General features: G+C 71.5%; 21 protein-coding genes and 3 tRNA genes. 12 read left to right on the forward strand and 12 right to left on the reverse strand.

Annotation, left to right across the window (positions count from 1 at the left end; genetic code table 11):
- The first annotated feature begins 3 nt into the window (after positions 1–3).
- The 5 genes from ACZ9QC_RS22015 to ACZ9QC_RS22035 all read left to right on the forward strand — a co-directional run bounded on the left by ACZ9QC_RS22015 (position 4) and on the right by ACZ9QC_RS22035 (position 9,595).
- Complete coding sequence (locus ACZ9QC_RS22015; RefSeq protein ID WP_472914700.1) at positions 4–2,571, forward strand: DNA polymerase III subunit gamma and tau; 2,568 nt, start codon at positions 4–6, stop codon at positions 2,569–2,571.
- A 110-nt stretch (positions 2,572–2,681) separates the two neighbouring features.
- Positions 2,682–3,935 carry a phosphoribosylamine--glycine ligase gene (gene purD, locus ACZ9QC_RS22020; protein WP_472914701.1) on the forward strand — a complete coding sequence of 418 codons (1,254 nt, stop codon included), beginning with the start codon at positions 2,682–2,684 and terminating at the stop codon, positions 3,933–3,935.
- A gap of 547 nt (positions 3,936–4,482) precedes the next feature.
- Positions 4,483–6,732 (forward strand): hypothetical protein, encoded by a 2,250-nt coding sequence (locus ACZ9QC_RS22025; protein WP_472914702.1) that lies wholly within the window; start codon positions 4,483–4,485, stop codon positions 6,730–6,732.
- A 313-nt stretch (positions 6,733–7,045) separates the two neighbouring features.
- Positions 7,046–8,575: a N,N-dimethylformamidase beta subunit family domain-containing protein gene (locus ACZ9QC_RS22030; protein ID WP_472914703.1), complete on the forward strand. Its 1,530-nt coding sequence runs from the start codon at positions 7,046–7,048 to the stop codon at positions 8,573–8,575.
- 120 nt (positions 8,576–8,695) lie between these two features.
- Positions 8,696–9,595, forward strand: coding sequence for a phosphoribosylaminoimidazolesuccinocarboxamide synthase (locus ACZ9QC_RS22035; protein WP_472914704.1), 900 nt, complete (start codon positions 8,696–8,698; stop codon positions 9,593–9,595).
- A gap of 133 nt (positions 9,596–9,728) precedes the next feature.
- On the opposite strand, the gene ACZ9QC_RS22040 is transcribed toward ACZ9QC_RS22035, so the two are convergent.
- The 8 genes from ACZ9QC_RS22040 to ACZ9QC_RS22075 form a co-directional block, all read right to left on the reverse strand.
- Positions 9,729–9,801, reverse strand: a tRNA-Gly gene (locus ACZ9QC_RS22040).
- A gap of 23 nt (positions 9,802–9,824) precedes the next feature.
- Complete coding sequence (locus ACZ9QC_RS22045) at positions 9,825–10,457, reverse strand: response regulator transcription factor (RefSeq protein WP_230217225.1); 633 nt, start codon at positions 10,455–10,457, stop codon at positions 9,825–9,827.
- Positions 10,454–11,860 (reverse strand): sensor histidine kinase, encoded by a 1,407-nt coding sequence (locus ACZ9QC_RS22050; RefSeq protein ID WP_472914705.1) that lies wholly within the window; start codon positions 11,858–11,860, stop codon positions 10,454–10,456. Before ACZ9QC_RS22050 ends, ACZ9QC_RS22045 begins: the two co-directional genes overlap by 4 nt.
- A 13-nt stretch (positions 11,861–11,873) precedes the next feature.
- Positions 11,874–12,668, reverse strand: coding sequence for an ABC transporter permease (locus tag ACZ9QC_RS22055; protein WP_472921761.1), 795 nt, complete (start codon positions 12,666–12,668; stop codon positions 11,874–11,876).
- Positions 12,669–12,724: 56 nt separating this feature from the next.
- Entirely contained in the window at positions 12,725–13,843 is a 1,119-nt protein-coding gene (locus ACZ9QC_RS22060; RefSeq protein ID WP_472914706.1) for an ABC transporter ATP-binding protein, read from the reverse strand.
- A gap of 147 nt (positions 13,844–13,990) precedes the next feature.
- Positions 13,991–14,063, reverse strand: a tRNA-Gly gene (locus ACZ9QC_RS22065).
- A 78-nt stretch (positions 14,064–14,141) separates the two neighbouring features.
- Positions 14,142–14,213: transfer RNA gene (locus ACZ9QC_RS22070), tRNA-Gly, on the reverse strand.
- 158 nt (positions 14,214–14,371) lie between these two features.
- A complete protein-coding gene (locus ACZ9QC_RS22075; protein ID WP_215456724.1) occupies positions 14,372–14,689 on the reverse strand; it encodes a histone-like nucleoid-structuring protein Lsr2 in 318 nt (105 codons plus the stop codon).
- 352 nt (positions 14,690–15,041) lie between these two features.
- Between ACZ9QC_RS22075 and purS the strand changes: the two genes are divergently transcribed.
- The 3 genes from purS to purL are packed head-to-tail and all read left to right on the forward strand — an operon-like array spanning position 15,042 to position 18,237.
- Positions 15,042–15,305 (forward strand): phosphoribosylformylglycinamidine synthase subunit PurS, encoded by a 264-nt coding sequence (gene purS, locus ACZ9QC_RS22080; protein ID WP_033526749.1) that lies wholly within the window; start codon positions 15,042–15,044, stop codon positions 15,303–15,305.
- On the forward strand, positions 15,302–15,982 hold the full coding sequence (gene purQ, locus ACZ9QC_RS22085) for a phosphoribosylformylglycinamidine synthase subunit PurQ (RefSeq protein WP_184892151.1): 681 nt from the start codon (positions 15,302–15,304) through the stop codon (positions 15,980–15,982). The genes purS and purQ overlap by 4 nt, the downstream gene beginning before the upstream one ends.
- Positions 15,979–18,237, forward strand: a complete 2,259-nt coding sequence (gene purL / locus ACZ9QC_RS22090; RefSeq protein ID WP_472914707.1) for a phosphoribosylformylglycinamidine synthase subunit PurL — start codon at positions 15,979–15,981, stop codon at positions 18,235–18,237. Before purQ ends, purL begins: the two co-directional genes overlap by 4 nt.
- 109 nt (positions 18,238–18,346) lie before the next feature.
- On the opposite strand, the gene ACZ9QC_RS22095 is transcribed toward purL, so the two are convergent.
- Both ACZ9QC_RS22095 and ACZ9QC_RS22100 read right to left on the reverse strand, forming a co-directional pair.
- Positions 18,347–18,904: a L,D-transpeptidase family protein gene (locus tag ACZ9QC_RS22095; protein ID WP_472914708.1), complete on the reverse strand. Its 558-nt coding sequence runs from the start codon at positions 18,902–18,904 to the stop codon at positions 18,347–18,349.
- A 60-nt stretch (positions 18,905–18,964) separates the two neighbouring features.
- Entirely contained in the window at positions 18,965–20,014 is a 1,050-nt protein-coding gene (locus ACZ9QC_RS22100) for an ArsR/SmtB family transcription factor (RefSeq protein ID WP_472914709.1), read from the reverse strand.
- A 144-nt stretch (positions 20,015–20,158) separates the two neighbouring features.
- On the opposite strand from ACZ9QC_RS22100, the gene ACZ9QC_RS22105 reads away from it, so the two are divergent.
- The 4 genes from ACZ9QC_RS22105 (at position 20,159) to purM (ending at position 24,658) form a co-directional block, all read left to right on the forward strand.
- Positions 20,159–20,956 (forward strand): maleylpyruvate isomerase family mycothiol-dependent enzyme, encoded by a 798-nt coding sequence (locus ACZ9QC_RS22105; protein ID WP_472914710.1) that lies wholly within the window; start codon positions 20,159–20,161, stop codon positions 20,954–20,956.
- A gap of 122 nt (positions 20,957–21,078) precedes the next feature.
- Positions 21,079–21,894: an META domain-containing protein gene (locus ACZ9QC_RS22110; RefSeq protein ID WP_472914711.1), complete on the forward strand. Its 816-nt coding sequence runs from the start codon at positions 21,079–21,081 to the stop codon at positions 21,892–21,894.
- Between the two features lie 84 nt (positions 21,895–21,978).
- On the forward strand, positions 21,979–23,505 hold the full coding sequence (gene purF / locus ACZ9QC_RS22115; RefSeq protein ID WP_184892164.1) for an amidophosphoribosyltransferase: 1,527 nt from the start codon (positions 21,979–21,981) through the stop codon (positions 23,503–23,505).
- 67 nt (positions 23,506–23,572) lie between these two features.
- A complete protein-coding gene (gene purM / locus ACZ9QC_RS22120) occupies positions 23,573–24,658 on the forward strand; it encodes a phosphoribosylformylglycinamidine cyclo-ligase (RefSeq protein ID WP_472914712.1) in 1,086 nt (361 codons plus the stop codon).
- A gap of 232 nt (positions 24,659–24,890) precedes the next feature.
- Here the strand turns inward: purM and ACZ9QC_RS22125 are convergent, their stop codons facing one another.
- Both ACZ9QC_RS22125 and ACZ9QC_RS22130 read right to left on the reverse strand, forming a co-directional pair.
- Entirely contained in the window at positions 24,891–25,148 is a 258-nt protein-coding gene (locus ACZ9QC_RS22125; protein ID WP_467330506.1) for a DUF3073 domain-containing protein, read from the reverse strand.
- A 311-nt stretch (positions 25,149–25,459) separates the two neighbouring features.
- A complete protein-coding gene (locus ACZ9QC_RS22130; protein WP_472914713.1) occupies positions 25,460–26,554 on the reverse strand; it encodes a Leu/Phe/Val dehydrogenase in 1,095 nt (364 codons plus the stop codon).
- Positions 26,555–26,742: the final 188 nt, after the last annotated feature.

Raw genomic sequence — 26,742 nt, forward strand, 5'->3', positions numbered from 1 at the left:
TGCGTGTCGTCTCTCGCGCTGTACCGCCGTTATCGCCCGGAGTCGTTCGCCGAGGTCATCGGGCAGGAGCATGTCACCGGCCCGCTGCAGCAGGCGTTGCGGAACAACCGGGTCAATCACGCGTACCTGTTCAGCGGGCCGCGCGGGTGCGGGAAGACGACCAGCGCGCGCATCCTGGCCCGCTGTCTGAACTGCGAGCAGGGCCCCACCCCCACGCCGTGCGGTGAGTGCCAGTCCTGCCAGGACCTCGCCCGCAACGGACCGGGGTCGATCGACGTCATCGAGATCGACGCCGCCTCGCACGGTGGCGTGGACGACGCCCGTGAGCTGCGGGAGAAGGCCTTCTTCGGACCTGCGAGCAGCCGGTACAAGATCTACATCATCGACGAGGCCCACATGGTCACGTCGGCCGGCTTCAACGCGCTGCTGAAGGTCGTCGAGGAGCCGCCGGAGCACCTCAAGTTCATCTTCGCGACCACCGAGCCCGAGAAGGTCATCGGGACCATCCGGTCGCGCACCCACCACTATCCGTTCCGGCTCGTCCCGCCCGGCACGCTCCGTGAGTACCTCGGCGAGGTCTGCGGCAAGGAGAAGATCCCGGTCGAGGAGGGGGTCCTCCCCCTGGTCGTGCGCGCCGGAGCCGGCTCCGTGCGTGACTCGATGTCCGTCATGGACCAGCTGCTGGCCGGCGCGACGGACGAGGGCGTGACCTACGCCATGGCCACATCGCTGCTCGGCTACACGGACGGCTCGTTGCTCGACTCGGTCGTCGAGGCCTTCGCCGCCGGGGACGGGGCCGCGGCCTTCGAGGTCGTCGACCACGTCATCGAGGGTGGCAACGACCCGCGGCGGTTCGTCGCCGACCTGCTGGAGCGGCTGCGGGACCTGGTGATCCTGGCCGCCGTGCCGGACGCCATCGACAAGGGCCTCATCGACGCCCCCGCCGAGGTCCTGGAGCGGATGCGGGCCCAGGCCGGCGTCTTCGGCGCCGCCGAGCTCAGCCGCGCCGCCGACCTCGTCAACGAGGGCCTCACCGAGATGCGCGGCGCCAACTCGCCCCGCCTCCAGCTCGAACTGATCTGCGCCCGCGTACTCCTCCCCGCCACCTACGGCGACGAACGATCCGTCATGGCCCGCCTGGACCGCCTGGAACGCGGGGTGAACTTCTCCGGCGGCGGCTCGGCCCCGGCCATGGGTTACGTGCCCGGGCCCGACGCGCACGGGGGAGCGGCCCAGCCCATGGGCATGGCTGCGCATTCGCAGGCTCCCTCGGCCCCGCAGGCTCCCTCGGCCCCGCACGGCGCCCAGGCTCCGGCCGTCGCGCAGGTTCCGCCGGGCGGTGGGGCCGCGGCGGCTCGGGCCGCGGTTCGCGGGGCGGGGGCCGGGTCCGCTCCCGGCTCCGGTCACGGCGGCGGAACACCGGGCGCGCAGGGTGCCGGCCCAGGCCAAAGCCACGGCCCCGTTCCCGGTTCCGGTTCGGACGGGTACGGCTCCGGCGGCGGCGCCGGAGCACCGGCAGCCGGCCCGGGCGGGAACGGCCCCGCCGGCGTGGCTCCCGCCGCACCCCACGAGGGTGCGCCCGTCGCCCCGGCCGCCGCCGCGAGCGGTGCCCCTGCCGGGCCCCCCACCACTCCCGCGCACGCCCAGCCGAGCGCGGGTTCCACGCCCCCCGCCCACCCCAACGCCCCGAGCGCCCCCGGTGGCGCCGCTCCCGGCTCCTGGCCCACCCCGGCCGCCGCGGGCAGCGGCCGTCGGCCCGGCGGATGGCCGACCGCCGCGCCCGCCGGTGGCGGCTCCGCGCCCGGCGCCCAGTCCCCGCCCGCCCCCGGCCCCGCGGCACCCGCACCCTCGGCCGCGCCCCCGGCGTACGCCCAGCCCGGTCCTCCCGCGGCGGGCCCGGCCCCGACCGCCGCCTACAACCCGGCCCCCGGTGGACCCGACCCCCGCACTCTCTGGCCCAACATCCTGGAGACGGTGAAGAACCGCCGCCGCTTCACCTGGATCCTCCTCAGCCAGAACGCCCACGTGGCCGGCTTCGACGGCACCACCCTGCAGATCGGCTTCGTCAACGCGGGCGCCCGCGACAACTTCGCGAGCAGCGGCAGCGAGGACGTCCTGCGCGCGGCCCTGGCCGAGCAGTTCAACGTGCACTGGAAGATCGAGGCCGTCGTCGACACCTCGGGCGGCTCAGCCCCGCCGGCCGCCCCCGGCGGATACGGGTCTCCCGCCCCGGCCGCAGGCGGCTACGGAGGCGGCGGCTACGGCGGTGGCGCGGGCGCCGGTGGCTACGGCGGCTCCCCGGCCCCGTCCACCCGCCCCGGCCCGCCCCAGGCGTCGGCCCCCTCCTCCCGCCCGGCATCCCCGGGTGCGGCCGCGCCCCACCAGTCGGCCCCGGCCGCTCAGCCCGCCGCCCCCGTGGCGCCCCCGGCTCCGGAGCCCCCGCCCGTCTCCCCCGAGGACGACATCCCCGAGGACGACGATCCCGACCTCGACGAGACCGCCCTCTCCGGCCACGACCTGATCGTCCGCGAACTGGGCGCGACGGTGATCGAGGAGATCGCGAACGAGTAGCGAGGAGGGGGGCGTCGCGCCGCGAGTCGTACGATCCGACGAACCCTCGCCGTCCCACCCTTCGGAAGCCCCCACAAAGCCCCCCACCCCCTCCGGCTAGGCTGACCCCCGTGAAGGTCCTCGTCATTGGTACCGGTGCTCGTGAGCACGCGCTGTGCCGTTCGCTGTCCCTCGACCCCGATGTCACCGCACTCCACTGCGCCCCCGGCAACGCGGGCACCGCGGAGGTGGCCGAGTCGCACTCGGTCGACGCGCTGGACGGCGCCGCCGTGGCCGCGCTGGCCACGCGGCTGGAGGCCGACCTGGTGGTCGTGGGGCCGGAGGCCCCGCTGGTCGCGGGTGTCGCCGACGCCGTGCGCGAGGCGGGCATCCCGGTGTTCGGTCCGTCCGGCGAGGCGGCGCAGCTGGAGGGCTCCAAGGCCTTCGCCAAGGAGGTCATGGCCGGGGCCGGCGTACCCACCGCCCGGTCGTACGTCTGCACGACGGCCGAGGAGATCGACGAGGCGCTGGACGCCTTCGGCGCGCCGTACGTCGTGAAGGACGACGGGCTCGCGGCCGGCAAGGGCGTCGTCGTGACGGCTGACCTCGGCCAGGCCCGCGAGCACGCGCTCGCCTGCGGCCGGGTCGTCATCGAGGAGTTCCTGGACGGTCCCGAGGTCTCCCTCTTCGCGATCACCGACGGCGTGACCGTCGTCCCCCTCCAGCCCGCGCAGGACTTCAAGCGCGCGCTCGACGGCGACGAGGGCCCCAACACCGGCGGCATGGGCGCGTACTCGCCGCTCCCGTGGGCCGATCCGAAGCTGGTCGACGAGGTTCTGGAGACCGTGCTCCAGCCGACCGTCGACGAGATGCGGCGCCGTGGCACCCCGTTCTCCGGCCTGCTCTACGCGGGGCTGGCGATCACCAGTCGAGGCGTACGGGTGATCGAGTTCAACGCCCGGTTCGGCGACCCGGAGACCCAGGTCGTCCTCGCCCGTCTCAAGACCCCGCTGGCCGGTGTCCTGCTCGCCGCCGCCAACGGCACCCTCGGCGACATCGAGCCCCTGCGGTGGAGCGCCGACGCGGCCGTCACCGTCGTCGTGGCCTCGCACAACTACCCCGGCACGCCGCGCACCGGCGACCCCGTCACCGGCCTCGACGAGGTCGCCGCGGTGGACGCCCCGCACGCGTACGTCCTGCACGCCGGCACCAAGCGCGCCGGTGCCGACGTCGTCAGCGCCGGCGGTCGTGTCCTCTCCGTCACGGCCACCGGCAAGGACCTCACCCAGGCCCGCGACCGCGCCTACACCGCCGTGGCCCGCATCGGCCTGGAAGGCTCCCAGCACCGCTCGGACATCGCGGCGAAGGCAGCGGCCGAGGCGTGACTGGCGGAGGCGTGACGGGCCGAGCCGTGACCCGCGGAGCCGTGACCCGCCGAGGCGTGACCGGCTAGCCGTTCGGTTGCCGGGCCGGTCGGTGGCTCGAAGCGGGAGGGCGCCTGCGACTTGCGCCGACCTCCCCGCACACACAACCGAACACATCCGCCCCCTTCGCGACATCTGCATGCGAAGCATCACCAACGGGTACGAACCCCAGGCCTCGGCATCCCTCGGAGACCCCCAGGAACCCCTGGAAAGTCCCTTGGAATCCGGGGCCCGATCCTTGCCCAGCGTCATTCACCTCTCCCCAAAGCCATTCCATCGAGTGAGCGATGGTCCATCCGGCTGACGGCGGCCGGGCCCCCAACTAGGGTGCGGCGCAAGCGTTCCGGCACTTGGCCCACCGGCATTGCGATGTCAGTGGTGGGTGCCACAGTGGGGGAGTGAGCAACGTCAGGGCATTCGGCGGCGACCACTTCGACGAGCAGTCGTCGCAGTTGTCGCGGTGCGCGCCACACGGGACAGCAGGGGGTGACGTCGGGTCGTGACCGGTATGGCAGATGGTGAGGAGGCGGGCGCGCGGGCCGCGCGCTCCCGGGCCCTCGCCGTGCTGCGGGTCCGCAGCAGGGCGCTGGCCGTGGCATTGCTGCCCGCGGCGGCCGCCGTCGTCCTGCTGGCCGGCAGATCGACCGGGCAGCTGACCGGCCCGGCCTGGTCCATGGCGAGCTGGATCGTCTCCGGCCTCGCCGTCCTCGTGCTCCTCGCCGCCGCCGGCATCGCGCTCGTCGTCGCCCGCGCCCGGCCCGCCGTGAGCCCCACGGTCTCGATCACCGAGCAGGCGGCGCCTGATCTCTACCGCCTGGTCCGGGACCTGGCGGACCGTCTGGACGTCCCGCACCCCTCCGCGATAGCGCTCACCCCGGACTGCGACAGCTGGCTGGAGGACCGCACCCACCCGTCCCACAGCTCGCCCGCGACCCGCGCGAAGACCGCCGGGCCCGAGTCGGCCGACCGGGGCGCCGGCGGCGCGGGCACCGACCGGGCCGACGAGATGACCGACGCCCGCGGATCCGCACCCGGCCTGCGCTCAGATCTGAACTCAGATCTGAACTCGGGCCCGCGTCCAGGTGCGGAGCCCGGACTCTCCTCTCCCCGCCGACACCGCCCACCCACCGCCCCGGTGCTCGTCATCGGCTCACCCTTCCTGTGGTGGATGCGGGTCGGGGAGCTACGAGCGGTGCTGGCCCCGGTCGTCGCCGGTACGGGACCCTCGGCGCACCCGGACATAGCTGCGGCCCGCCGTTTCGTGCGTGGACTGGACGCGGCCGTGGCCGTCACCTCGTCGCCGGCGCACGGCCCGCTCGTACGGTCGGTGCTGGCGGGGGTCGGCTGGGTCACCCGGCTGCTCCTGCGCGGTTGCCGGGGGCACGCGGCGGAGATGGAGCGCGGGGTCGCCGCCGCGGCGGCTGAGCGTGCACAGGCTGTGGACTACGGTCTGCGGATCGTCGCCCAGGAGCAGGTCGGCCTGGCCTACGCCGGCTGGGACCGCCTCCTCACCCGGGTCGCGCTGCCCGCCTGGCGGATGGGCCGCTGGCCGTCCCGTCTGGACGCGGGTGTCGTCGCCGCGCTCACGGAGCTGTCCCGCCGCGACCGCCTGGCCGAGGGCTTCGCCTCCCGGCTCGGCGAGCGCCCCGCCTGCGACCTCCTCGAAGAGCCCGGCACGGTCGATGAGGCCGCCTCCCTTCTCGCGGCCCGACTCTTCCACGGCGGCCCCGCCGAATCCGGCGCCGACTGGTCCCCGGTCGACTGGCACGAGTACCCGGACGAGGTCGTGGACCGCAAATGGCGCACCGACGCGGCCCGTCTCCACCGCGTCCTCGACACCCTGGGCGTCAGCCACACCGCGAGCGACCCGAGCCCGGACCCCACCGGCCCGGCTCCGGGCGGCCCCACTCTCTCCCGGGTCCTGAACCACCTGACGACCCCGACGACCCTGACGGGCCCCGCCCCGACCCCGGCCCCCGACCAGCCGCCCGTCGCCGCTACCGCCGCCAGGCACGAGCCGCCCGCCGGGGAAGCCGACGATCTCGGCCGGGGCCCCGAGGGCCCCCGATCCGACCGCCGACATGAACACAACCCCGCCCAGGAACCGAACCGGCACCACATATCCCACCTCGGCGGCGACGGCGACGGCGACGGCGACGGCGATGACGGCACAGGTGCCGATGCCGGCCACGGCGACGGCTCCGACGGCACAGGCGTCGATGCTGACCACGGCCACGGCCACGGCCACCGTACCGGCGCAGATATCGGCATCAACGCCGGCATCGACGCCGGCGTCGGCGGCGATCCCGACCTCGGCGAGGACGACGACGAACCCGGTCTGGCCAACGCCCGGTCCGCAGGCCTCGCCGCCGCGCTGACCGCCGAGTTGGCGCGGGAGGAGGCCACGGCCCCGGCTTCCGCGTCCTCCGCGGGCGGTGGCGCCGAGGCGCAAGGGCCGGATCGGGCGCTGTGGGACGACGGGCTGCTGCCGCTGTTCCCGATGCAGCCACCCCGCACGGGCCGTGAGCTGTTGGCGGAGCACGTCACCGCGATGGTCTGCTGCGCGGCGATGGACACAGCGGGCGCGACCCCGGGCCTGGACTGGCTGGACGGCCCCTCGCTCCTGGTCGGCGGCGAACGAGCGGCCGACCTCGCCCCCAGGGTCCTGACCCTCGTGGAGGACGGCGACCCCGTCCCCCTCCGCGACTGGCTCCGCCGCCTCGGCGTCCGTCCGGAGAAACCGGTCCGCCTGGTCTGAGGCGTGGGATTGCTGATGCGCGGGATGGTCTGCAGCACGGGATGGTCTGAAGCGCCGGACCGACTCACGGCCCGTCGAACAACCCACAGGACCGCCCCACCCGCGCCCGGACCGCCCCACCCGCGTCCGCACAGCACCGCCCACCCACTCAGCCCAACTCCCCACCCGGAGCCACCTGTTCCACTCTCGCCACACTCTCGCCAATTAGCAACGAACGGTGACGGAGCGCGTGCGTAATGTGATGTGCTGGGACCGATCGCGTACATAGCAAGGGCTTGCGAAATCTCACGGGGGACGAGGGAGGGGACTATTCATGGGCTCGGAGCACCACATCCGCCGTTGGGAGTCGGGCGCACTCGCCCACGCCGTGACGGACCCCTTCGGCCAGGGCCCCGTTCCCTGGCTACGGGGCAATGTCACGTACTTCGACGACACGGGCCAGGTCGTCCCCTGGTACGTGGAGCCGGGCCTGCCGGAGGCCGATGCCGACGCCCCGGCCAAAGGCGGCCGCACCCGCGCGCCCGCCCGAGTCCCCGCTCCCCGCACCGCACCGGGCGGCCCCCGCTCCGCCGACGACGTGCGCCGCCAGATCAAGGGCTTCACCGCGACCGGCGCCGCCGCCCCCGGCGAATCCATCGACTTCCACATCACCGTCGACCCGCCCCAGGAATTCGGCGTCGACATCTACCGCATCGGCCACTACAGCGGCGACGGCGCCGCGAAGATCACCACCAGCCCCCGTCTCTCCGGCATCGTCCAGCCCCCGCCCCTCACGGCCGACCGCACGGTCTCCTGCCATCACTGGTGGCTCTCCTGGCGGCTGCAGATCCCGGGCTACTGGAACACCGGCGCGTACGTGGCGGTGCTGACCACCGCCGACGGTTACCGCTCCCACGTGCCGTTCACCGTCCGCGACGACCGCCCGGCCGACCTGCTGCTCCTGCTCCCGGACATCACCTGGCAGGCCTACAACCTGTATCCGGAGGACGGGCGTACGGGCGCCAGCCTCTACCACGCCTGGGACGAGAACGGTCGGCTGCTCGGTGAGTCCGACGCCGCGACGACCGTCTCCTTCGACCGCCCGTACGCCGGTGCCGGCCTCCCCCTGCACGTCGGCCACGCCTACGACTTCATCCGCTGGGCCGAGCGCTACGGCTACGACCTGGCCTACGCCGACGCCCGCGACCTGCACTCCGGTCGCGTGGACCCGGCCCGCTACCGGGGCCTGGTGTTCCCGGGCCACGACGAGTACTGGTCGCCGCAGATGCGCCGCACCGCCGAACTCGCCCGGGACGGCGGCACCTCGCTCGTCTTCCTCTCCTCCAACACGATGTACTGGCAGGTGGAGCTGGGCCCGTCCCCGTCCGGGGCCCCCGACCGCCTCCTCACCTGCCGAAAACGCCGGGGTCCCGGCAAACCCGCACTGTGGCGCGAAATCGACCGCCCCGAGCAGCAGTTGATGGGCATCCAGTACGAGGGCCGGGTCCCCGACCCCCACCCCCTGGTCGTGCGCAACGCCGACCACTGGCTCTGGGACGCGACCGGCGCCCACGAGAACGACGAGCTGGAGGGCATGGTCGCCGGTGAGGCCGACCGCTACTTCCCGCGCACGCCGCTCCCCGAGCACCAGGGCCGTATCCTCCTCGCCCACTCCCCGTACCGGGACGCCCACGACGTCGTCCGCCACCAGGAGACCTCCCTCTACCGAGCCCCCTCCGGCGCCTGGGTCTTCGCGTCCGGAACGTTCGCGTGGTCCCCCGCTCTGGACCGACCGGGCCACGTCGACACCCGAGTCCAGCGAGCCACCGCAAACCTCCTGGACCGCATCTGCAAACGTGACTGAGTCCCGTACCGGGTCCACTTCCAGGTCCCGTGCCGACTCTCTGCGAGGCAACCCCGGGCAGGACCGGTCGCCCTCGTACGGGAGAATCGAGCCACTTGGACATCACCACGGGGAGGAACCGTGTCCGGATTCGTAGAAAAGCCCGAGCCGATCCAGGTTCCGGGCCTGGTACACCTGCACACCGGCAAGGTGCGCGAGCTGTACCAGAACGAGGCGGGCGACCTCGTGATGGTCGCCAGCGATCGAACGTCCGCGTTCGACTGGGTGCTGCCGACGGAGATCCCCGACAAGGGGCGTGTCCTGACGCAGCTGTCCCTCTGGTGGTTCGACCAGCTCGCCGACCTGGTCCCGAACCACGTCCTGAGCACTGAGCTGCCGCCGGGTGCCCCCGCCGACTGGGCGGGCCGCACCCTCATCTGCAAGTCGCTCACGATGGTCCCGGTCGAGGCCGTCGCCCGCGGCTATCTCACCGGCTCGGGCCTGGCGGAGTACAACGACTCCCGCACGGTCTGCGGCCTCGCCCTCCCCGAGGGCCTGGTCGACGGCTCCGAGCTGCCGGCGCCGATCTTCACCCCGGCCACCAAGGCCGCCGTCGGTGAGCACGACGAGAACGTGTCGTACGAGGAGGTCGCCCGCCAGGTCGGCGCAGAGACCGCCGCACAGCTGCGCCAGACGACGCTCGCCGTGTACAGCCGGGCCCGGGACATCGCCCGTGACCGGGGGATCATCCTGGCCGACACCAAGTTCGAGTTCGGCTACGAGGGCGACACCCTCGTCCTCGCCGACGAGGTGCTCACCCCGGACTCCTCCCGCTTCTGGCCGGCGGACCTCTGGGAGCCGGGCCATGCCCAGCCGTCCTACGACAAGCAGTTCGTCCGGGACTGGCTGACCTCGGAGGCTTCGGGCTGGGACCGCAAGAGCGAGCAGCCCCCGCCGCCGCTGCCCGAGGAGATCGTGGCCGCGACCCGCGCCAAGTACGTGGAGGCGTACGAGCGCCTGACGGGCATGAGCTGGAGCTAGGACCTGTTGCGAAAGTGGCGCCTGCCGTGCGACGCCCGGCAGGCGCTAGGCCGGACACGACCTGGCGCGCCGGGGCACAGCGCGCCGGACACGAAGAAGACCCCGGTCCAGTGGACCGGGGTCTTCTCTGCCGAGCGGACGACCAGGTTCGAACTGGCGACCTCAACCTTGGCAAGGTTGCGCTCTACCAACTGAGCTACGTCCGCGCTGCGCCGTGGCGCGAGGCCTACTATACCCAACCTCGCTCCCGGGCGAGCCGCACCGCCGCGTGCCGGTTCTCCACACCGAGCTTGGAGACGGCCGACGACAGATAGTTCCGGACGGTCCCCTGGGACAGCGCGGCCCGGTCGGCGATCTCCGCGACGGGCGCGCCGTCGGCGGCGAATTCGAGCACCTCGGCCTCCCGCGCGGTCAGCGGTGAGTCCCCGGAGGAGATCGCGTCGGCCGCCAACTCCGGGTCCACATAACGGTTCCCCGCGTGCACGGTCCGGATGATCTCCGCCAGCCGCTGGGCGCTGACGGTCTTGGGGACGAACCCGCGCACACCCGCTTCAAGCGCCCGCTTCAGATGTCCCGGCCGGCCATGACCGGTCACGATCAGCACGCGGCAGTCCGGCAGTTCGGCCCGCAGCGATGTGGCGACCCTCACACCGTCCGCGCCCGGCATCTGCAGATCCAGCACCGCGACATCCGGTTCGTGGGCCCGCGCCATCGCCAGCGCCTCCGGCCCGCTCGCCGCCTCCGCGACCACCACCAGGTCGTCCTCCAACCCCAGGAGCGCGGCCAGCGCCCCCCGGATCAGATGCTCGTCGTCGGCCAGCAGCAGCCGCACCCGCCGCCCCGCCTCCGCCACGTCGGTCATGAAGTGCTCTCCCGTACCGCGGCCGACCCGACGACGGCCCCCGCACCCCGCGCTGCCGCGCCCGCTTCCTGCGCCTGCGCTTTCGCCTTCGCCTTCGTCTTCGCCGAACCGGCAGTCTCCGCCGAATCCGTCGAGTACGCCGCCCCAGTAGCCCCAATGGCCCCAGTAGTCCCAATGGCCCCCGTAGCCAGCGGCACCCGGGCCACCACCCGGAACGCCTCGCCGCCCACCGGACCCGCCTCCAGCGTCCCGTCCACGACCGCCAGCCGCTCCCGCAGCCCGGCGAGCCCCGATCCGGCGCGGGAACCGGACCCCACCTCCTCCTGGCCGCCGCCCACCCGGATCCCGTCGTTCTCCACGGTCAGCACCACCTGCCCCTCTCCCACCCGCAGTGCCACAGCGCACTGACCGGCGTTCCCGTGCCTCAGCACGTTCGTCGTCGCCTCCCGCACCACCCAGGCGAGCGCGGACTGCACCTCGCCGGGCAGCCCGGCGGTGTCCGCCCCGTCGACCGAGCAGTCGATGCCGGCCGCCGCCAACACGCCCCGCGCACCGGAGAGTTCGACCCCGAGGTCGGCCTCCCGATACCCCCGTACGACCTCCCGCACCTCGCGCTGCGACTCCTGGGCGATCCGCTGGACCTCGATCATCTGCTCGATGGCCTCGGGCCTTTCCCGGCGGGCCAGTTGGACGGCCAGCTCGCTCTTCAGAGCGATGACCGCGAGGTTGCGGCCCATCACGTCGTGCAGGTCACGTCCGAAGCGCAGCCGCTCCTCGGCGACGGCGAGACGGGTGCGGGTGTCACGTGCGTCGTCGAGTTCGTAGACCGCCCTGAGGAGCCAGACGGAGAAGACGGCGGTGAAGGCGAAGAACGAGGTGCAGACCAGGATCAGGACCGTCGCGGCCAGCGCGTCGCCCGCGTCCGAGCCCAGGGCGAGGGCCAGTGCTCCGGAGCCGCCCGCGAAGCCCGCGATCAGGTGGAGCACGCGCCGCCGCTCGCGGATGCCGAGCGCGATGAGGCCGAGGCCGAACATCAACACCCCGGCGAACATCGAGCCCAGCACGGTGGCCGTGGCCTCGTCCTTCTCACGGTCGCCGAGAGCGAACGCGAGGGTGCCGAGCACCACGCTGACCACGCCGAGGGCCCACATGAGCCGCAGGGGCTGCTCGCGGGTGCCCCGCACCCAGTCGAGTGCGTGCGCCGCGGTCGTCGAGCCGAGTGCCGCGTGCACGCCGACCAGCACGAACAGCCAGCTCGACTGCGACAGCGGAGCCTGGCTCAGCAGGGGCAGTCCGAACGCGACGATCTCGAACACCGCGAACGAGTGGAACGACCACCGCGTGTACGTCTCCACCTTGGCCGGTGTGCTCTTCGCGCGCCACCAGGCCCCGGGCCCCCGCATGGCTCAACTCCCCTCATCGGCGCGGTTCCCAGCGGAACCACCGCCGTACAGCAAACACCGCGAGCACGGTCCAGGCCAGTGCGGTGGCGACGGCGCCCAGGGCGTCGTACGCGGACAGGTCGCCGGTCCAGCCGCCGCGCACCAGCGTGATGACGGGGCTGAGCGGCAGCAGTTCGCAGAGGGACGCCACACGGTCGGGCAGCACTTCGAGCGGCACGGTGATGCCCGACCCCAGCAGGGAGACGAACATCAGCGGCAGGCTGGTGACCTGGGCGCTCTCGGCTGTACGGCTGAGGCTCGCGGTGACCGCCGCCAGCGCCACGCACATCACGACACCGAGCAGCAGACCCAGGACGGCCAGGTGGGGCGCGGGCGGCGCTCCCAGGTCGAGCAGGATCGTGCACCCGATCGCGAGGAGCAGGCACTGCACGAGGGCGATGCCGACGGCGGGCAGCGCGGCCCCGACCAGGATCTCCGGATCGCGCAGCTCACCGGTCCGCAGCCGCTTGAGGACGAGTTCCTCGCGGCGTACGACGTAGATGTTGGTGAGAGCGGTGTAGACCGCGAAGAGCAGGGAGAAGCCGACGGCGGCGGCGAGGACGACCATCCCGACGCTCAGCCCCGCTTCAGCCAGGTCCATCTGGTCCGTCGCCGAGCTGACGCTGAGCGGCAGCAGCAGCGGGACGAACAGCGCCGTGATCAGCGTGGCCCGGCTGCGCCCCAGCAGCGTCAGCTCGGCGCGGGCGAGCGCGGTCATCCGGCCCCGCAGGGTGGTGGTCCCGGTGGTGACGACAGCCCCCGCACCCATCGTGCCCACGCCCGCACCTGTCGTGCCCGCGGTCGTGCCCTTGCCTGTGGTCGTGCTCATGCCCTCGTCCCGCCCTTGCGCGATCCCATGCCCGAAAGGAGCCCCGAGCCCGTACGCGATCCGGTTCCCGCCCCGGCGCCCGGACCGCTCCCCTGTCCCTGGCCGGCCCCCGGCCCACTGCCGGACTCCGCACCCGCACCCGCACGCGCGGCCCCCGCCGCCTCCGCCGTCTCCCGCGCGATCCGCAGGAACGCCTCCTCCAACGAGGCGGACCGCACCTCCAGCCGGCGCAGTTCGACCCGGGACCGCTCGGCCCACAGCAGCAGCCCGGTGGCCGCCCGCTGCAGTTCGTCGGTGCGCAGTACGACCACGCGGTCGTGCTCCTCGTGCCCGGTGACACCGAGTTCGCCGAGCGGTGGCAGATCGCCGAGGAAGTACCCGGTGGGCAGTTCGAAGGAGATACGGGACGGCTGGGACGAGGTCACCTCGGCCGGTGTGCCGGTCGCGGCGACGACGCCCTCGTGGAGGATGGCGAGCCGGTCGGCCAGGTCCTCCGCCTCCTCCAGGTAGTGCGTGGTGAGCAGCACGGTCGTCCCCGCGTCGCGCAGCTCCCGCACCAGCCCCCAGGTGTCCTGGCGGCCCTCCGCGTCCAGCCCGGTGGTCGGCTCGTCCAGGAACAGGACCTCGGGGCGCCCGAGGAGCGCGAGCGCCAGGTCGAGGCGCCGCTTCTCACCCCCGGACAACTGCTTGACCCGTACGCCTGCCCGCCGCCCGAGCCCGACGATGTCCAGCGCCTCGCCGACGGGCCGCGCCCCGCTGGTGCAGCCGGCCCACATCCGTACCGTCTCCGCGACGGTCAGCTCCGAGGGGAAGCCGCCTTCCTGGAGCATCACGCCGATCCGGGGGCGTACGGCCGCGCGTTCCCCGTGGGGGTCGTGCCCGAGGACCCGCACCCGGCCGCCGGACGGCGGTGCGAGGCCCTCCAGCAGTTCGACCGTCGATGTCTTCCCCGCGCCGTTGGTGCCGAGCAGCGCGAAGAGTTCTCCCCGGCCGACGGAGAAGGTGATCCCCCGTACGGCCTCGAAACCGCCCCCGTACACGCGCCGCAGGTCGGTGACCTCGATCACGTTCTCGTGATCGTGGGTGCTCACGTCCTCGTGCCCGTTCGTTTTCATGTCTCCAGCGTCCCGGCGGCACGGGACGGGAGGCAGTGCGCGGTGTCATCACTCGGCATGACAAATGTCAGACGAAAGATCAGGAGCTCTACGGTGGGCGAACACGAAGAAGACCCCGGTCCAGTGGACCGGGGTCTTGCTTTCCAGAGCGGACGACGAGGCTCGAACTCGCGACCTCAACCTTGGCAAGGTTGCGCTCTACCAACTGAGCTACGTCCGCATTGCCTCCGACCGGCTCCCACCGATCGGCGCGTTGACCACATTACCTGATCCACTGGAGTGGTCGGTAAGCGATCAGAGCGGGTGACAGGAATTGCACACTGCGCCTTCCCCCTGGAAGGGGGATGTTCTACTACTGAACTACACCCGCGTGACTCCGGTGAGCCGGGCCTTTCGGCCTTGCCCCTCGGCGTGCTCCAGACTCTAGCTGATCCGCCGGGGGGCAACGCAAGTCGGTTGCCCCCGGGGTCCAAGTCGGCCGCCCCCGGGGCCCGCTGACGGACTCTGAGGGCGGCCGGCGCCGGGCGGCTACTGCGCCTCGGCGAACGCCTCGTAGACCTTCTTGGGGATCCGGCCGCGCGCGGGGACCTCCAGCTTGTTGGCCTGGGCCCAGGCGCGCACGGCCGCCGGGTCCGGGGCGACCTGGGTCTGCTTGTACGCCTTGCCCGACTTCGACCGCTTGCGGCCGGCCTCGACGTAGGGCGCGAGCGCCTTACGCAGTTTCTTGGCATTGGCTTCGTTCAGGTCGATCTCGTACGACTTGCCGTCGAGTCCGAAGGCGATCGTCTCCGCCGCTTCCGAGCCGTCGATGTCGTCGGAGAGAGTGACCACGACACGCTGCGCCACGAATATCGGTCCCTTCGTGCGACATCTCTCCGTCGACGTGCCCTGACGTCGGGGAGATGTCGGCTGTCCGGCTGTTAATTGGGCAAAGTATCGGCTATTGCCAATTCATTTGTACAGTGCCCGGCATTGCAATGTGAAGACAGACTTAATCCGCCCGCGTGTCCCTCGCGCAATAGGGTTCCGGGATCTTTCCCGGAAGTTTTCGTCAGGGTGATCGTCCGATACCTGATCGTGACCGCCATCACCGGCAATCCCTGTAGTTTCCTACGAATCTACCCGCGTAGAAATTTTGTACGGGTAGTCTGAAGGCACCTGTAGGAACCTGCTCAGCACCACAACACCGGGAGTGCCAGTGGCACGCGTCGTAGTCGACGTCATGCTCAAGCCGGAGATCCTCGACCCCCAGGGCCAGGCGGTGCAGCGCGCGCTGCCGCGCCTCGGTTTCGAGGGCGTCTCCGACGTACGTCAGGGAAAGCGATTCGAACTGGAAGTTGACGGACCGGTGGACGACGCCGCGCTCGCCCGCATCCATGAACTGGCGGAATCCTTCCTCGCCAACACCGTGATCGAGGACTTCACCGTCAAGGTGGAGGAAGTCGCGGAGGTCGGAAAGTGACCGCACGTATTGGTGTCGTCACTTTTCCCGGCAGCCTCGACGACCGGGACACCCAGCGCGCGATCAGGCTCGCCGGTGCCGAACCCGTCGCTCTCTGGCACAAGGACAAGGACCTCCACCAGGTCGACGCCGTGGTGCTGTGCGGCGGGTTTTCCTACGGTGACTATCTGCGTGCCGGAGCCATCGCGCGCTTCTCGCCGGTGATGGAGACGCTCATCGAGCAGGCGAAGGCCGGACTGCCGGTCCTCGGCATCTGCAACGGCTTCCAGATCCTCACCGAGGCGCACCTCCTGCCGGGCACGATGCTGCGCAACGACCACCTGCACTTCATCTGCCGTGACCAGAAGCTGCGGGTGGAGAACGCCGAGACCGCCTGGACGACCGACTACACGGCCGGCCAGGAGATCCACATCCCGCTGAAGAACAACGACGGCCAGTACGTCGCCGACGCGTACACGCTCGACAAGCTGGAGGCGGAGGGCCGTGTCGCCTTCCGGTACCTCGACTTCAACCCCAACGGCTCCCAGCGGGACATCGCCGGCGTCACCAACGAGGCCGGGAACGTCGTGGGCCTCATGCCGCACCCGGAGCACGCCGTGGAGCCGCTGATCGGCACCGGCCGCACCGACGGCCTCCCCTTCTTCACCTCGATCCTCAAGAAGCTGGTCAACGTATGAGCCGGACGCCTCTGGACACGGTCGAGCACGCGGCCGCGACCCCCGACGTCGAGCTGCCCTGGGCCGAACTGGGCCTGAAGAAGGACGAGTACGAGCGCGTCGTCGAGATCCTCGGCCGCCGGCCCACCGGTGCCGAGCTCGCCATGTACTCGGTCATGTGGTCCGAGCACTGCTCGTACAAGTCGTCGAAGGTGCACCTGCGCCAGTTCGGCGAGAAGGCGCCCCAGTCCGACGCCCTGCTCGTCGGCATCGGCGAGAACGCGGGCGTGGTCGACGTCGGCCAGGGCTACGCGGTCACCTTCAAGGTCGAGTCGCACAACCACCCCTCCTACGTCGAGCCCTACCAGGGCGCGGCCACGGGTGTCGGCGGCATCGTGCGCGACATCATCGCGATGGGCGCCCGCCCGGTGGCCGTCGTCGACCCGCTGCGCTTCGGCGCGGCGGACCACCCCGACACCAAGCGCGTCCTGCCCGGCGTCGTCGCCGGCATCGGCGGCTACGGCAACTGTCTGGGCCTGCCGAACATCGGCGGCGAGGTCGTCTTCGACGCCTGCTACCAGGGCAACCCGCTGGTCAACGCGGGTGCCATCGGCGTCATGCGGCACGAGGACATCCACCTCGCGAAGGCCTCCGGCGCCGGTAACAAGGTCATCCTCTACGGGGCCCGCACGGGCGGCGACGGCATCGGTGGTGCCTCGATCCTGGCGAGCGAGACCTTCGACGACGCCAAGCCGTCCAAGCGCCCCGCCGTCCAGGTCGGCGACCCGTTCCAGGAGAAGCTCCTCATCGAGTGCACCCTGGAGGCGTTCAAGGAGAAGCTGGTCGTCGGCATCCAGGACCTCGGCGCGGCGGGCCTGTCCTGCGCGACGAGTGAGCTGGCGTCGAACGGCTCCGGCGGCATGCGCGTCACCCTCGACGACGTGCCCCTGCGCGACTCGACCCTCTCGCCCGAGGAAATCCTCATGAGCGAGTCGCAGGAACGCATGTGCGCGGTCGTGGAGCCCGAGAAGGTCGACCGCTTCCTCGCGATCTGCGACAAGTGGGACGTCATCGCCACGGTCATCGGCGAGGTCACCGACGGCGACCGCCTGGAGATCTACTGGCACGGCGGCAAGATCGTCGACGTCGACCCGCGCACGGTCGCGCACGACGGCCCGGTCTACGAGCGCCCGTACGCCCGCCCGTCCTGGCAGGACGAGCTCCAGGCGGACGACGCGAACAAGCTGCCGCGTCCGGCGACCAGCGAGGAGCTGCGGGAGCAGGTCCTGAAGCTGGTGGCCTCCCCGAACCAGGCCTCCAAGTCCTGGATCACCAGCCAGTACGACCACTTCGTGCAGGGCAACACGGTCCTCGCCCAGCCCGAGGACTCCGGCATGATCCGCGTCGACGAGGAGAGCGGCCTCGGTGTCGCCATCGCGACCGACGGCAACGGCCGCTACGCCAAGCTGGACCCGTACCACGGCGCCCAGCTGGCCCTGGCGGAGGCGTACCGCAACGTCGCCACCACCGGCGCCAAGCCGCTGGCCGTCTCCGACTGCCTGAACTTCGGCTCGCCGGAGGACCCGGCGGTCATGTGGCAGTTCGCCGAGGCCGTACGCGGTCTGGCGGACGCCTGCCAGCAGCTGGGTACCCCGGTGACCGGCGGCAACGTCTCCCTCTACAACCAGACGGGCGAGGTGGCCATCCACCCCACCCCGGTCGTCGCGGTCCTGGGCGTCATCGACGACGTGGCCCGGCGCACGCCGGTCGCCTTCCAGGAGGAGGGCCAGCTGCTCTACCTGCTCGGCGACACCCGTGAGGAGTTCGGCGGCTCGGCCTGGTCCCAGGTCGTCCACGACCACCTCGGCGGACTGCCGCCGCAGGTCGACCTGGAGCGCGAGCGTCTGCTGGCCGAGATCCTGATCTCCGCCTCCCGCGACGGCATGATCGACTCCGCGCACGACCTCTCCGACGGCGGCCTGATCCAGGCGGTCGTGGAGTCGGCGCTGCTCGGCGGCAAGGGCGCGCGCCTGATCGTCCCGGACGGTCTGGACGCGTTCACCTTCCTCCTGTCGGAGTCGGCCGGGCGGGCCGTCGTGGCCGTCCCCCGCTCCGAGGAGGTCCGCTTCAACGACATGTGCGGCGCCCGGGGGCTCCCGGTCACCCGCATCGGCGTCGTGGACGGTGACACGGTCGAGATCCAGGGCGAGTTCACGCTCACCCTGGAGGAACTGCGCGTCGCCCACGAGGGCACGATCCCGGCGCTGCTCGCGTAGCCGCCGTCGAGGTCGTGGTCGTACCGCCGCTCGTACGGCGTGCGGGCCGCCGCCCCAGGTATCCCTCGTATGCCTGGGGCGGCGGCCTTGCGTCAGCGGTGGTGGCGGGTCAGCTGACGACGGTGAGCTGGGTCGGGAAGCCGACGCTCTTGGCCTTGTTGTAGACGGCCTTGATGTCCACCGGCTTCAGCTTGATGCAGCCCGCCGACTTGTAGTCGTTGTCGCCGTCCCAGCGGGTGGCCTCCGTGTTGCCGGGGTTCCCGTTCTGCTTCATCTCGCTGTGGATGAACAGCTCGGTTCGGTTGGTGCCGTCGGAGCACTTCTTGTTCTCCAGGGCGAAGGCGTAGCCCTTGATGAGCGACCCGTTGTAGGTGGTGTAGTACTTCTTGATCTTGTACTTGCCGTTCGGCAGCCACCCCACGTTCTTCTTGCAGCTGTCCGTGCCGTGTCCCGACCCGGCCCGCCAGTTGGCGATGGCCCGCTCCGGCTTCTCCGGCCGCCGCTCGATCAGGTAGAGCCGCGAGTCCGTGTTCTTGTACTTGTCGAACTTGAAGTAGTACGTGGACTTCTCCTGGGCGCCGCTCGGCGCCGCCTGGGCCGGCGTCAGCCCGGCGATGAACCCGCCGAGCGCGAGAACGCTGCCGGCGACGGCAACGCGCTTGGTCATACGCATGGTTGTTCCTCCCGTTTCGGTGGCGCGCTGTGTCTCCGCGCCGTGCTGATCCCCTCAGCACGGCTCAACGGTGCCAGCGGCCCCGGCGGCGGAGCCATGACTTTCGACGCGCCTCGAAACACGCTGTTCGCGCCGGTCACGGCCCAGCAGAGCCGCTCCGGTCGGGGTGAGGGTGTGCAGCACCTTGTTGGACCGGCGCCGACTGATCACGAGGCCCGCGTCGCGCAGCACGGTCGTGTGGTGGGTGGCCGTGGCGGGGGAGATGCCCAGGATGCGGGCGAGTTCGCAGGTGGTGGCGCCATGGGCGAGCGTCCGCAGCGCGGCGGCCCGGGTCCGGCCGAGCAGCGTGGCGAGGGACGCGTCCGTGGGCCGCTCCGGCGCGGACGTCCGCTCGTGGAGCAGGGGGTAGATCAGCGTCGGCGGTAACTCCGGGTCCGCCAGGGAGGTCGGGGTGCGCCAGCAGAAGTACGACGGCAGCAGGCGCAGCCCGCGCCCGGCGAGGTGCAGATCGCGGTCCTCGCAGTACTCGACCTCCAGGACCGGCGGGCGCCAGCGGATACCCGGGGCCAGGCCGGAGAGCAGACCGTCGACCCCGCCGTCCAGGAACGCCCGGGTGCGCAGGGCGCGTTCGCTGTCCACGCGGGACCGCATGACGTCGTGGTGCGGGGCGACGACCGCGTCGTGGTAGGCGCGCAGCACCTTGGTGAACTCGCGCAGCCGGTCCGGCTCCGCGAGCCCGGCGGTCCAGGCGGGTGCCCCCACGAGGCGGTGGAGCGTCCGGATCTCGTGTCGTATCCGCTCGCGCGGGGTGTCGAGGATCGCGGCGAGGCCCTGCTCGAAGCCCTCCCCGGCCTCCGGCGGCGTGACGAAGTCGGGAAAGTAGACCGCGCGCGGCAGCACGGGCATGAGCACGTTCCGTACGGCCCTGCCCAGCGCGGTGCCGACCAGCCCGGCGCGCGCGTCGCGGTGCCACTCCGCGTAGGCCCAGCGCCCGGCCGTGCTCCGCAGGCGGTGCAGGCTGGTGACGAGTTCCCAGAGCGGGTCCGGCCCCGTCGCGACCGTGACCCGGCCCAGGTCCTCCGGTCCGAAGTGAATGCGCAGCATCGTCGACGTCCCCCGTTCGTTCCGTGTACACGGCATTCACCTCGTAGTGGAGGATGCGGGCATCGGTACGGGCAAACCGGCGCGACCGGCGTGCACAGGACCTCGACGCCCCCTCCGCCCCGGGCCGCCGCATACGCTCACCCCATGCCTCCCGCCAGGAAACGCCCCCGCACCTACGACCCCGCCAAGACCCGCAAGGCCGTCCTGGCCCAGCTCGGGCACGTACGGGAAGCCGTGGGCGGCCTCTCCGCGGAGCGGCTCGCGGCGCCGACCCGGCTCGGGGAGTGGACGGTGCGGGACCTGGCCGCTCACCTCACGATGGCGGTGGAGAGCGTCAGCCGGGCCCTGGCGCGGCCCGAGCCCCCGAAGGCCGAGCTGAACCCCCTCGACTACGCCTCCGTGACCGCCGCCCACGCCGCCGCCATCGCCGAGGGCAGCCACGGCCTGGCCGAGGCGAACCCGGACCTGGGTGCCCTCTACGCGGGCGTGGAGCAGCGGATCACCGAAGCCCTGGCCGCCACCCCACCGGGCCGGATCATCGACACCCGGGCCGGCGGCATGCTGCTCGACGACTACCTCCTCACCCGCACCATCGAACTCGTCGTCCACACCGACGACCTGAACGCGGCCGTCCCCGGCCTGGACGTCCCGTACGACCGGCACGCCCTCGCCACCTGTGTCCGGCTGCTCGCGGACACCCTCGCCGCCCGGGCGCCCGGCGGCTCGACGGAGGTGCGGATCCCGCCCTACGCCGTGGTGCAGTGCGTGGAGGGGCCCCGGCACACCCGGGGCACCCCGCCGAACGTCGTCGAGACCGATCCGCTGACCTGGATCCGGCTCGCGACCGGACGGGTGGAGTGGGCCGCCGCCCTGGACGAGGCCAAGGTCAGCGCGAGCGGCGAGCGGGCGGACCTCAGCGGGCTGCTGCCCTTGATGCGCTGAGGACCGCCGACCCGGTGACCTGGGCCCGCTGGGCCCCATGACCTGCGCCGGCTGGACCCCATGACCTGGGTCCGCCGGACAACTCGGTGGAACCACCCACGCACCCCACCCGTCCCACTGCCATGGACAAGCGACTGACCCTCACCGCCCTGGCCCTGCTCCCGCTCCCGCTGCTCGCGGCCTGCGGCACCGAGTCCGGCGACTCCGGCAGCGGCAACGTCGGCTCGGCCGCCACGAAGTCCGCGGTCACCGGAGTCCGCTGGAAGGTCGACAGCCTCACCGTCGGCGACAAGACGGAACAGGCCCCCGACGGCGCCTGGCTCAGGATCGCCGACAACGGCGAGGTCGACGGCAACTACGGCTGCAACACCTTCGGCTCCACCGCCGCCTTCAAGGACGGCGGCATCGACTTCGAGACCGCCCGGTCCACCGAGATGGCCTGCGGCGAGGCCCCGATGAAGTTCGAGGAGAGCTTCGCCCGCACCCTCGACACCGAGAAGTTCACGGCCGAGACCACCGACGGCGGCAAGCTCACCCTCACCACGGGGGACGGCGACACCGTGAAGCTGAGCGAGGAGAAGCCCGCGGAGCTGTACGGCACGAAGTGGCGGATCGATTCTCTGCTCGACCACGACGTGGCCACGTCCCTCCCCGAGGCCGCCCAGGGCAAGGCCTGGTTCACCCTCGACAAGAAGGCGGGCACCCTCAGCGGGAGCGTCGGCTGCAACGAGATCTCCGCGAAGGCCACGGTGAGCGAGGGCGAGATCACTCTCGGCAATCCGCGGACCACCCGCAAGATGTGCTCCGACTCACTCATGGCCGCCGAACGCAGCCTCCTGGAGCTCTTCAAGGGCACGGTGAAGTATCGGATCGATCACCGCAGTATCACGCTGACCAGCGAAAACAACGTGGGTGTCGGAGCCGTCGCCGACAAGTGACGTGCGACGGCCCGTAGTCGGGGACCGGGGCGGGCGAGATCACCGGATTCGGACCGGTGCGCGATCTCGCCTACACTCGGTGGCGTGCCACGTGGTGACGGACGACTCAACCACGACCTTCTCCCCGGTGAGAAAGGCCCCCAGGACGCTTGTGGCGTCTTCGGTGTCTGGGCCCCGGGTGAAGAGGTCGCGAAGCTCACTTACTTCGGGCTCTACGCCCTCCAGCATCGGGGCCAGGAATCCGCGGGTATCGCGGTCAGCAACGGCTCCCAGATTCTCGTCTTCAAGGACATGGGCCTCGTTTCCCAGGTCTTCGACGAGACCTCGCTCGGTTCCCTCCAAGGTCACATCGCGGTCGGTCACGCCCGCTACTCGACCACCGGTGCCTCCGTGTGGGAGAACGCCCAGCCGACGTTCCGTGCCACCGCGCACGGCTCCATCGCGCTCGGCCACAACGGCAACCTGGTCAACACAGCCCAGCTCGCCGAGATGGTCGCCGACCTGCCCAAGCAGGAGGGCCGTACGCCGCGCGTCGCGGCCACCAACGACACCGACCTGCTCACCGCGCTCCTCGCGGCCCAGGTCGACGAGGACGGCAAGCCGCTGACCATCGAGGAGGCCGCCCACACGGTCCTCCCGCAGGTGCGCGGTGCCTTCTCCCTCGTCTTCATGGACGAGCACACCCTCTACGCCGCCCGTGACCCGCAGGGCATCCGCCCGCTGGTCCTCGGCCGGCTGGAGCGCGGCTGGGTGGTCGCCTCCGAGTCCGCCGCCCTCGACATCTGCGGCGCGGCGTACGTCCGCGAGATCGAGCCGGGCGAGTTCATCGCCATCGACGAGAACGGTCTGCGCAGCTCCCGATTCGCGGAAGCGAAGCCCAAGGGCTGTGTCTTCGAGTATGTGTACCTGGCCCGCCCGGACACCGACATCGCCGGCCGGAACGTGTACCTCTCCCGAGTGGAGATGGGCCGCAAGCTGGCCAAGGAAGCCCCGGTCGAGGCCGACCTGGTCATAGCGACCCCGGAGTCCGGCACCCCGGCCGCCATCGGCTACGCGGAGGCCTCGGGCATCCCGTTCGGTGCGGGTCTGGTGAAGAACGCGTACGTCGGACGTACGTTCATCCAGCCCTCCCAGACGATCCGCCAGCTCGGTATCCGGCTGAAGCTGAATCCGCTCAAGGAAGTCATCAAGGGCAAGCGCCTGGTGGTCGTCGACGACTCGATCGTCCGCGGCAACACCCAGCGCGCCCTGGTCCGGATGCTCCGCGAGGCGGGCGCGGCGGAGGTCCACATCCGGATCTCCTCGCCCCCGGTGAAGTGGCCCTGCTTCTTCGGCATCGACTTCGCCACCCGCGCCGAGCTCATCGCCAACGGCATGACCATCGACGAGATCGGCACCTCCCTGGGCGCCGACTCCCTGGCCTACATCTCCATCGACGGCATGATCGAGGCGACCACCATCGCCAAGCCGAACCTCTGCCGGGCCTGCTTCGACGGCGAGTACCCGATGGAGCTGCCGGACCCCGAGCTGCTCGGCAAGCAGCTCCTGGAGACCGAGCTGGCGGCAGGTCCCGCCGCCACCGCCGCGGCCGACGCGATCCGTCGCCCGTAAGACTGCCCGTAGACGGCCGGTGACACCTGCTTGCCTGCCGCCGTACGACACGAAAGTTCTCACCGTCATGTCTGAGACAACTGGTGCCAGCTACGCAGCTGCTTCTTACAAAACAGCAGGTGTCGACATCGAGGCGGGCGACCGCGCCGTAGAGCTGATGAAGGAGTGGGTGAAGAAGACCCAGCGCCCCGAGGTCCTCGGTGGCCTGGGCGGCTTCGCCGGCCTCTTCGACGCCTCCGCCCTCAAGCGGTACGAGCGCCCGCTGCTCGCCTCCGCCACGGACGGCGTCGGCACGAAGGTCGACATCGCGCGTCAGCTGGGCGTCTACGACACCATCGGCCACGACCTGGTCGCCATGGTGATGGACGACATCGTGGTCTGCGGCGCCGAACCGCTGTTCATGACCGACTACATCTGCGTCGGCAAGGTCCACCCCGAGCGGGTCGCCGCCATCGTCAAGGGCATCGCCGAGGGCTGTGTCCTCGCGGGCTGCGCCCTGGTCGGCGGCGAGACGGCCGAGCACCCGGGTCTGCTCGGCCCGGACGACTTCGACGTGGCCGGTGCCGGCACGGGCGTGGTCGAGGCCGATCGCCTGCTCGGCCCGGATCGCATCCGTACGGGTGACGCCGTGATCGCCATGGCGGCCTCGGGCCTTCACTCGAACGGGTACTCGCTGGTCCGGCACGTCCTGCTCAACCAGGCCGGTCTCTCCCTGGACGCCGAGATCGCCGAACTCGGCCGCCCCCTCGGCGCGGAGCTGCTGGAGCCCACCAAGATCTACTCGCTGGACTGTCTGGCGCTCACCCGCACCACCGAGGTCCACGCCTTCAGCCACGTCACCGGCGGCGGCCTCGCCGCCAACCTGGCGCGGGTGATCCCCGACACCCTCCACGCCACGGTAGACCGCTCCACCTGGACCCCGGCCCCGATCTTCGACCTGGTCGGCAGGACGGGTCAGGTCGAGCGCCTGGAGCTGGAGAAGACCCTGAACATGGGCGTGGGCATGATCGCCATCGTCCCCCAGGAGTCGGCGGACGTGGCCCTGACCACCCTGGCGGACCGCGGCGTCGAGGCCTGGGTCGCGGGCGAGATCACCGACCGCGCCGACCACACCACGGGCGCGGAACTGGTGGGCGACTACGCCCGAGGCTGACCGGCGAGGCGTTCAAGCAGCGCCGTTCCGGGCACGCCAAAAGCGCCCCCGATGGGCCGAAGGCCCAAAAGGGGCGCGGGGAACGGCGCGACCAGCCACGACGAACCCGCAGCCGCGAACGCACAGTGGCCCCCGAGCTACTGTGCGCCCGGCACTCCCAGCGGAGCGAACACGCACAAAACCCGGTCCGGCGGAGCAACCCGCCCGGACCGGGTGAAGCGCGGCTGGATCGTCAAGCGCCGCGACGATGAGAGGCGGGACCGGACTGCTCGTCCTCGTCGTCCTCATCGTCGTCGTTGTAAAGATCCGCGTACTGGGCGTACGGGTCGTCGTCGTCTTCGTCGTCCTCGAACGGTTCGCCGTTCGGAGGTTGGCTCGAAGTCGATGCGCCCAGCTCGCTGGCCAGACGCGACAGGTCAGTCCCGCCGCTGTTGTACTTCAGCTGGCGGGCGACCTTCGTCTGCTTGGCCTTGGCCCGGCCGCGCCCCATGGCTCGACCCCCTCGGTGACGGGGCTCGACGGCCCCAGAGTCTTGACACGCGTTCATGATCTGGAACGGGCTCTCCGTGGAGAGACCGGTCCGTAGGGCTTCCACGGTACCTGAGCCCACGCCCATACGGTACGTCGCCCGCAGGACGTGCCCGTGCCCAGAACCTGCGAGGAGCCCTTTCCCCGCTGGTCAACGGTGATTTTAACCGTTTCTGGACGGGCGACCCGCCGACGGAAGTGAGAGTTCTCTCTAAAGCCGCCGGCGGGTACCGCCGACGCCGCGCGCAAGTCGCCCGGCGTCGGCCCGGAGGCTCAGCGACGGCGTGCCGCGGCCGCCTCGTGCATCCGCTGCTCGGCGATCCGGTCGGCCGCGGCGGCCGGCGGAATACCGTCCAACTTCGCACGTGCGAAGATCGCCAGGGTGGTGTCGAAGATCTGCGCGGCCTTCGCCCTGCACCGCTCGAAGTCGAACCCGTGGAGCTCGTCGGCGACCTGGATGACTCCGCCGGCGTTCACCACGTAGTCGGGCGCGTAGAGGATCCCGCGGTCGGCGAGGTCCTTCTCGACGCCGGGGTGCGCGAGCTGGTTGTTGGCCGCGCCGCACACCACCTTCGCGGTCAGGACGGGCACGGAGTCGTCGTTGAGGGCCCCGCCGAGCGCGCAGGGCGCGTAGATGTCGAGCCCCTCGGTCCGGATGAGCGCGTCGGTGTGCGCGACGGCGGTGACCCCCTCCGGGTGCCGGTCGAGGATCCGCCGTACGGCGTCCTCGCGCACGTCGGTGATCACGACCTCGGCGCCTTCCGCCCGCAGATGCTCCACGAGGTGGTGGCCGACCTTGCCGACGCCCGCGACACCGACCCTGCGGTCGCGCAGCGACGGATCGCCCCAGAGGTGCTGGGCGGAGGCCCGCATGCCCTGGTAGACGCCGAAGGCGGTGAGGACGGACGAGTCGCCGGCGCCGCCGTTCTCGGGGGAGCGGCCGGTCGTCCAGCGGCACTCGCGCGCCACGACGTCCATGTCGGCGACGTAGGTGCCGACGTCGCACGCGGTGACGTAGCGGCCGCCGAGGGAGGCCACGAACCGTCCGTAGGCGAGCAGCAGGTCCTCGCTCTTGATCCGGTCGGGGTCCCCGATGATCACGGCCTTGCCGCCGCCGTGGTCGAGACCGGCCATGGCGTTCTTGTACGACATGCCGCGCGCGAGGTTCAGGGCGTCGGCGACGGCCTCCGCCTCGGTCGCGTACGGGTAGAAGCGCGTGCCGCCGAGTGCGGGGCCGAGCGCGGTGGAGTGGAGGGCGATGACGGCCTTGAGGCCGCTGGCCCGGTCCTGGCAGAGCACGACTTGCTCGTGACCGCCCTGGTCCGAGTGGAACAGGGTGTGCAGGACGCCGTCAGATACTTCGGTCACTGTGGTGACTCCTGGGTAAGAAGCGGCGGTTGGTGACAGGCTCCCGTACGGGTGGCGGGGTCTGTGAGCATGAGATTAGAGCCTGCGTCCGCCGTACAGCGGCGCAGCATCAGGATCACCCCCCGGCCGGAGTACGGACGTGGTGCGATCCGCACAGTTTTCCGGGCCGCCCGTGTGCGGGTTCCGCA

The organism is Streptomyces sp. HUAS MS02 (assembly GCF_055702265.1).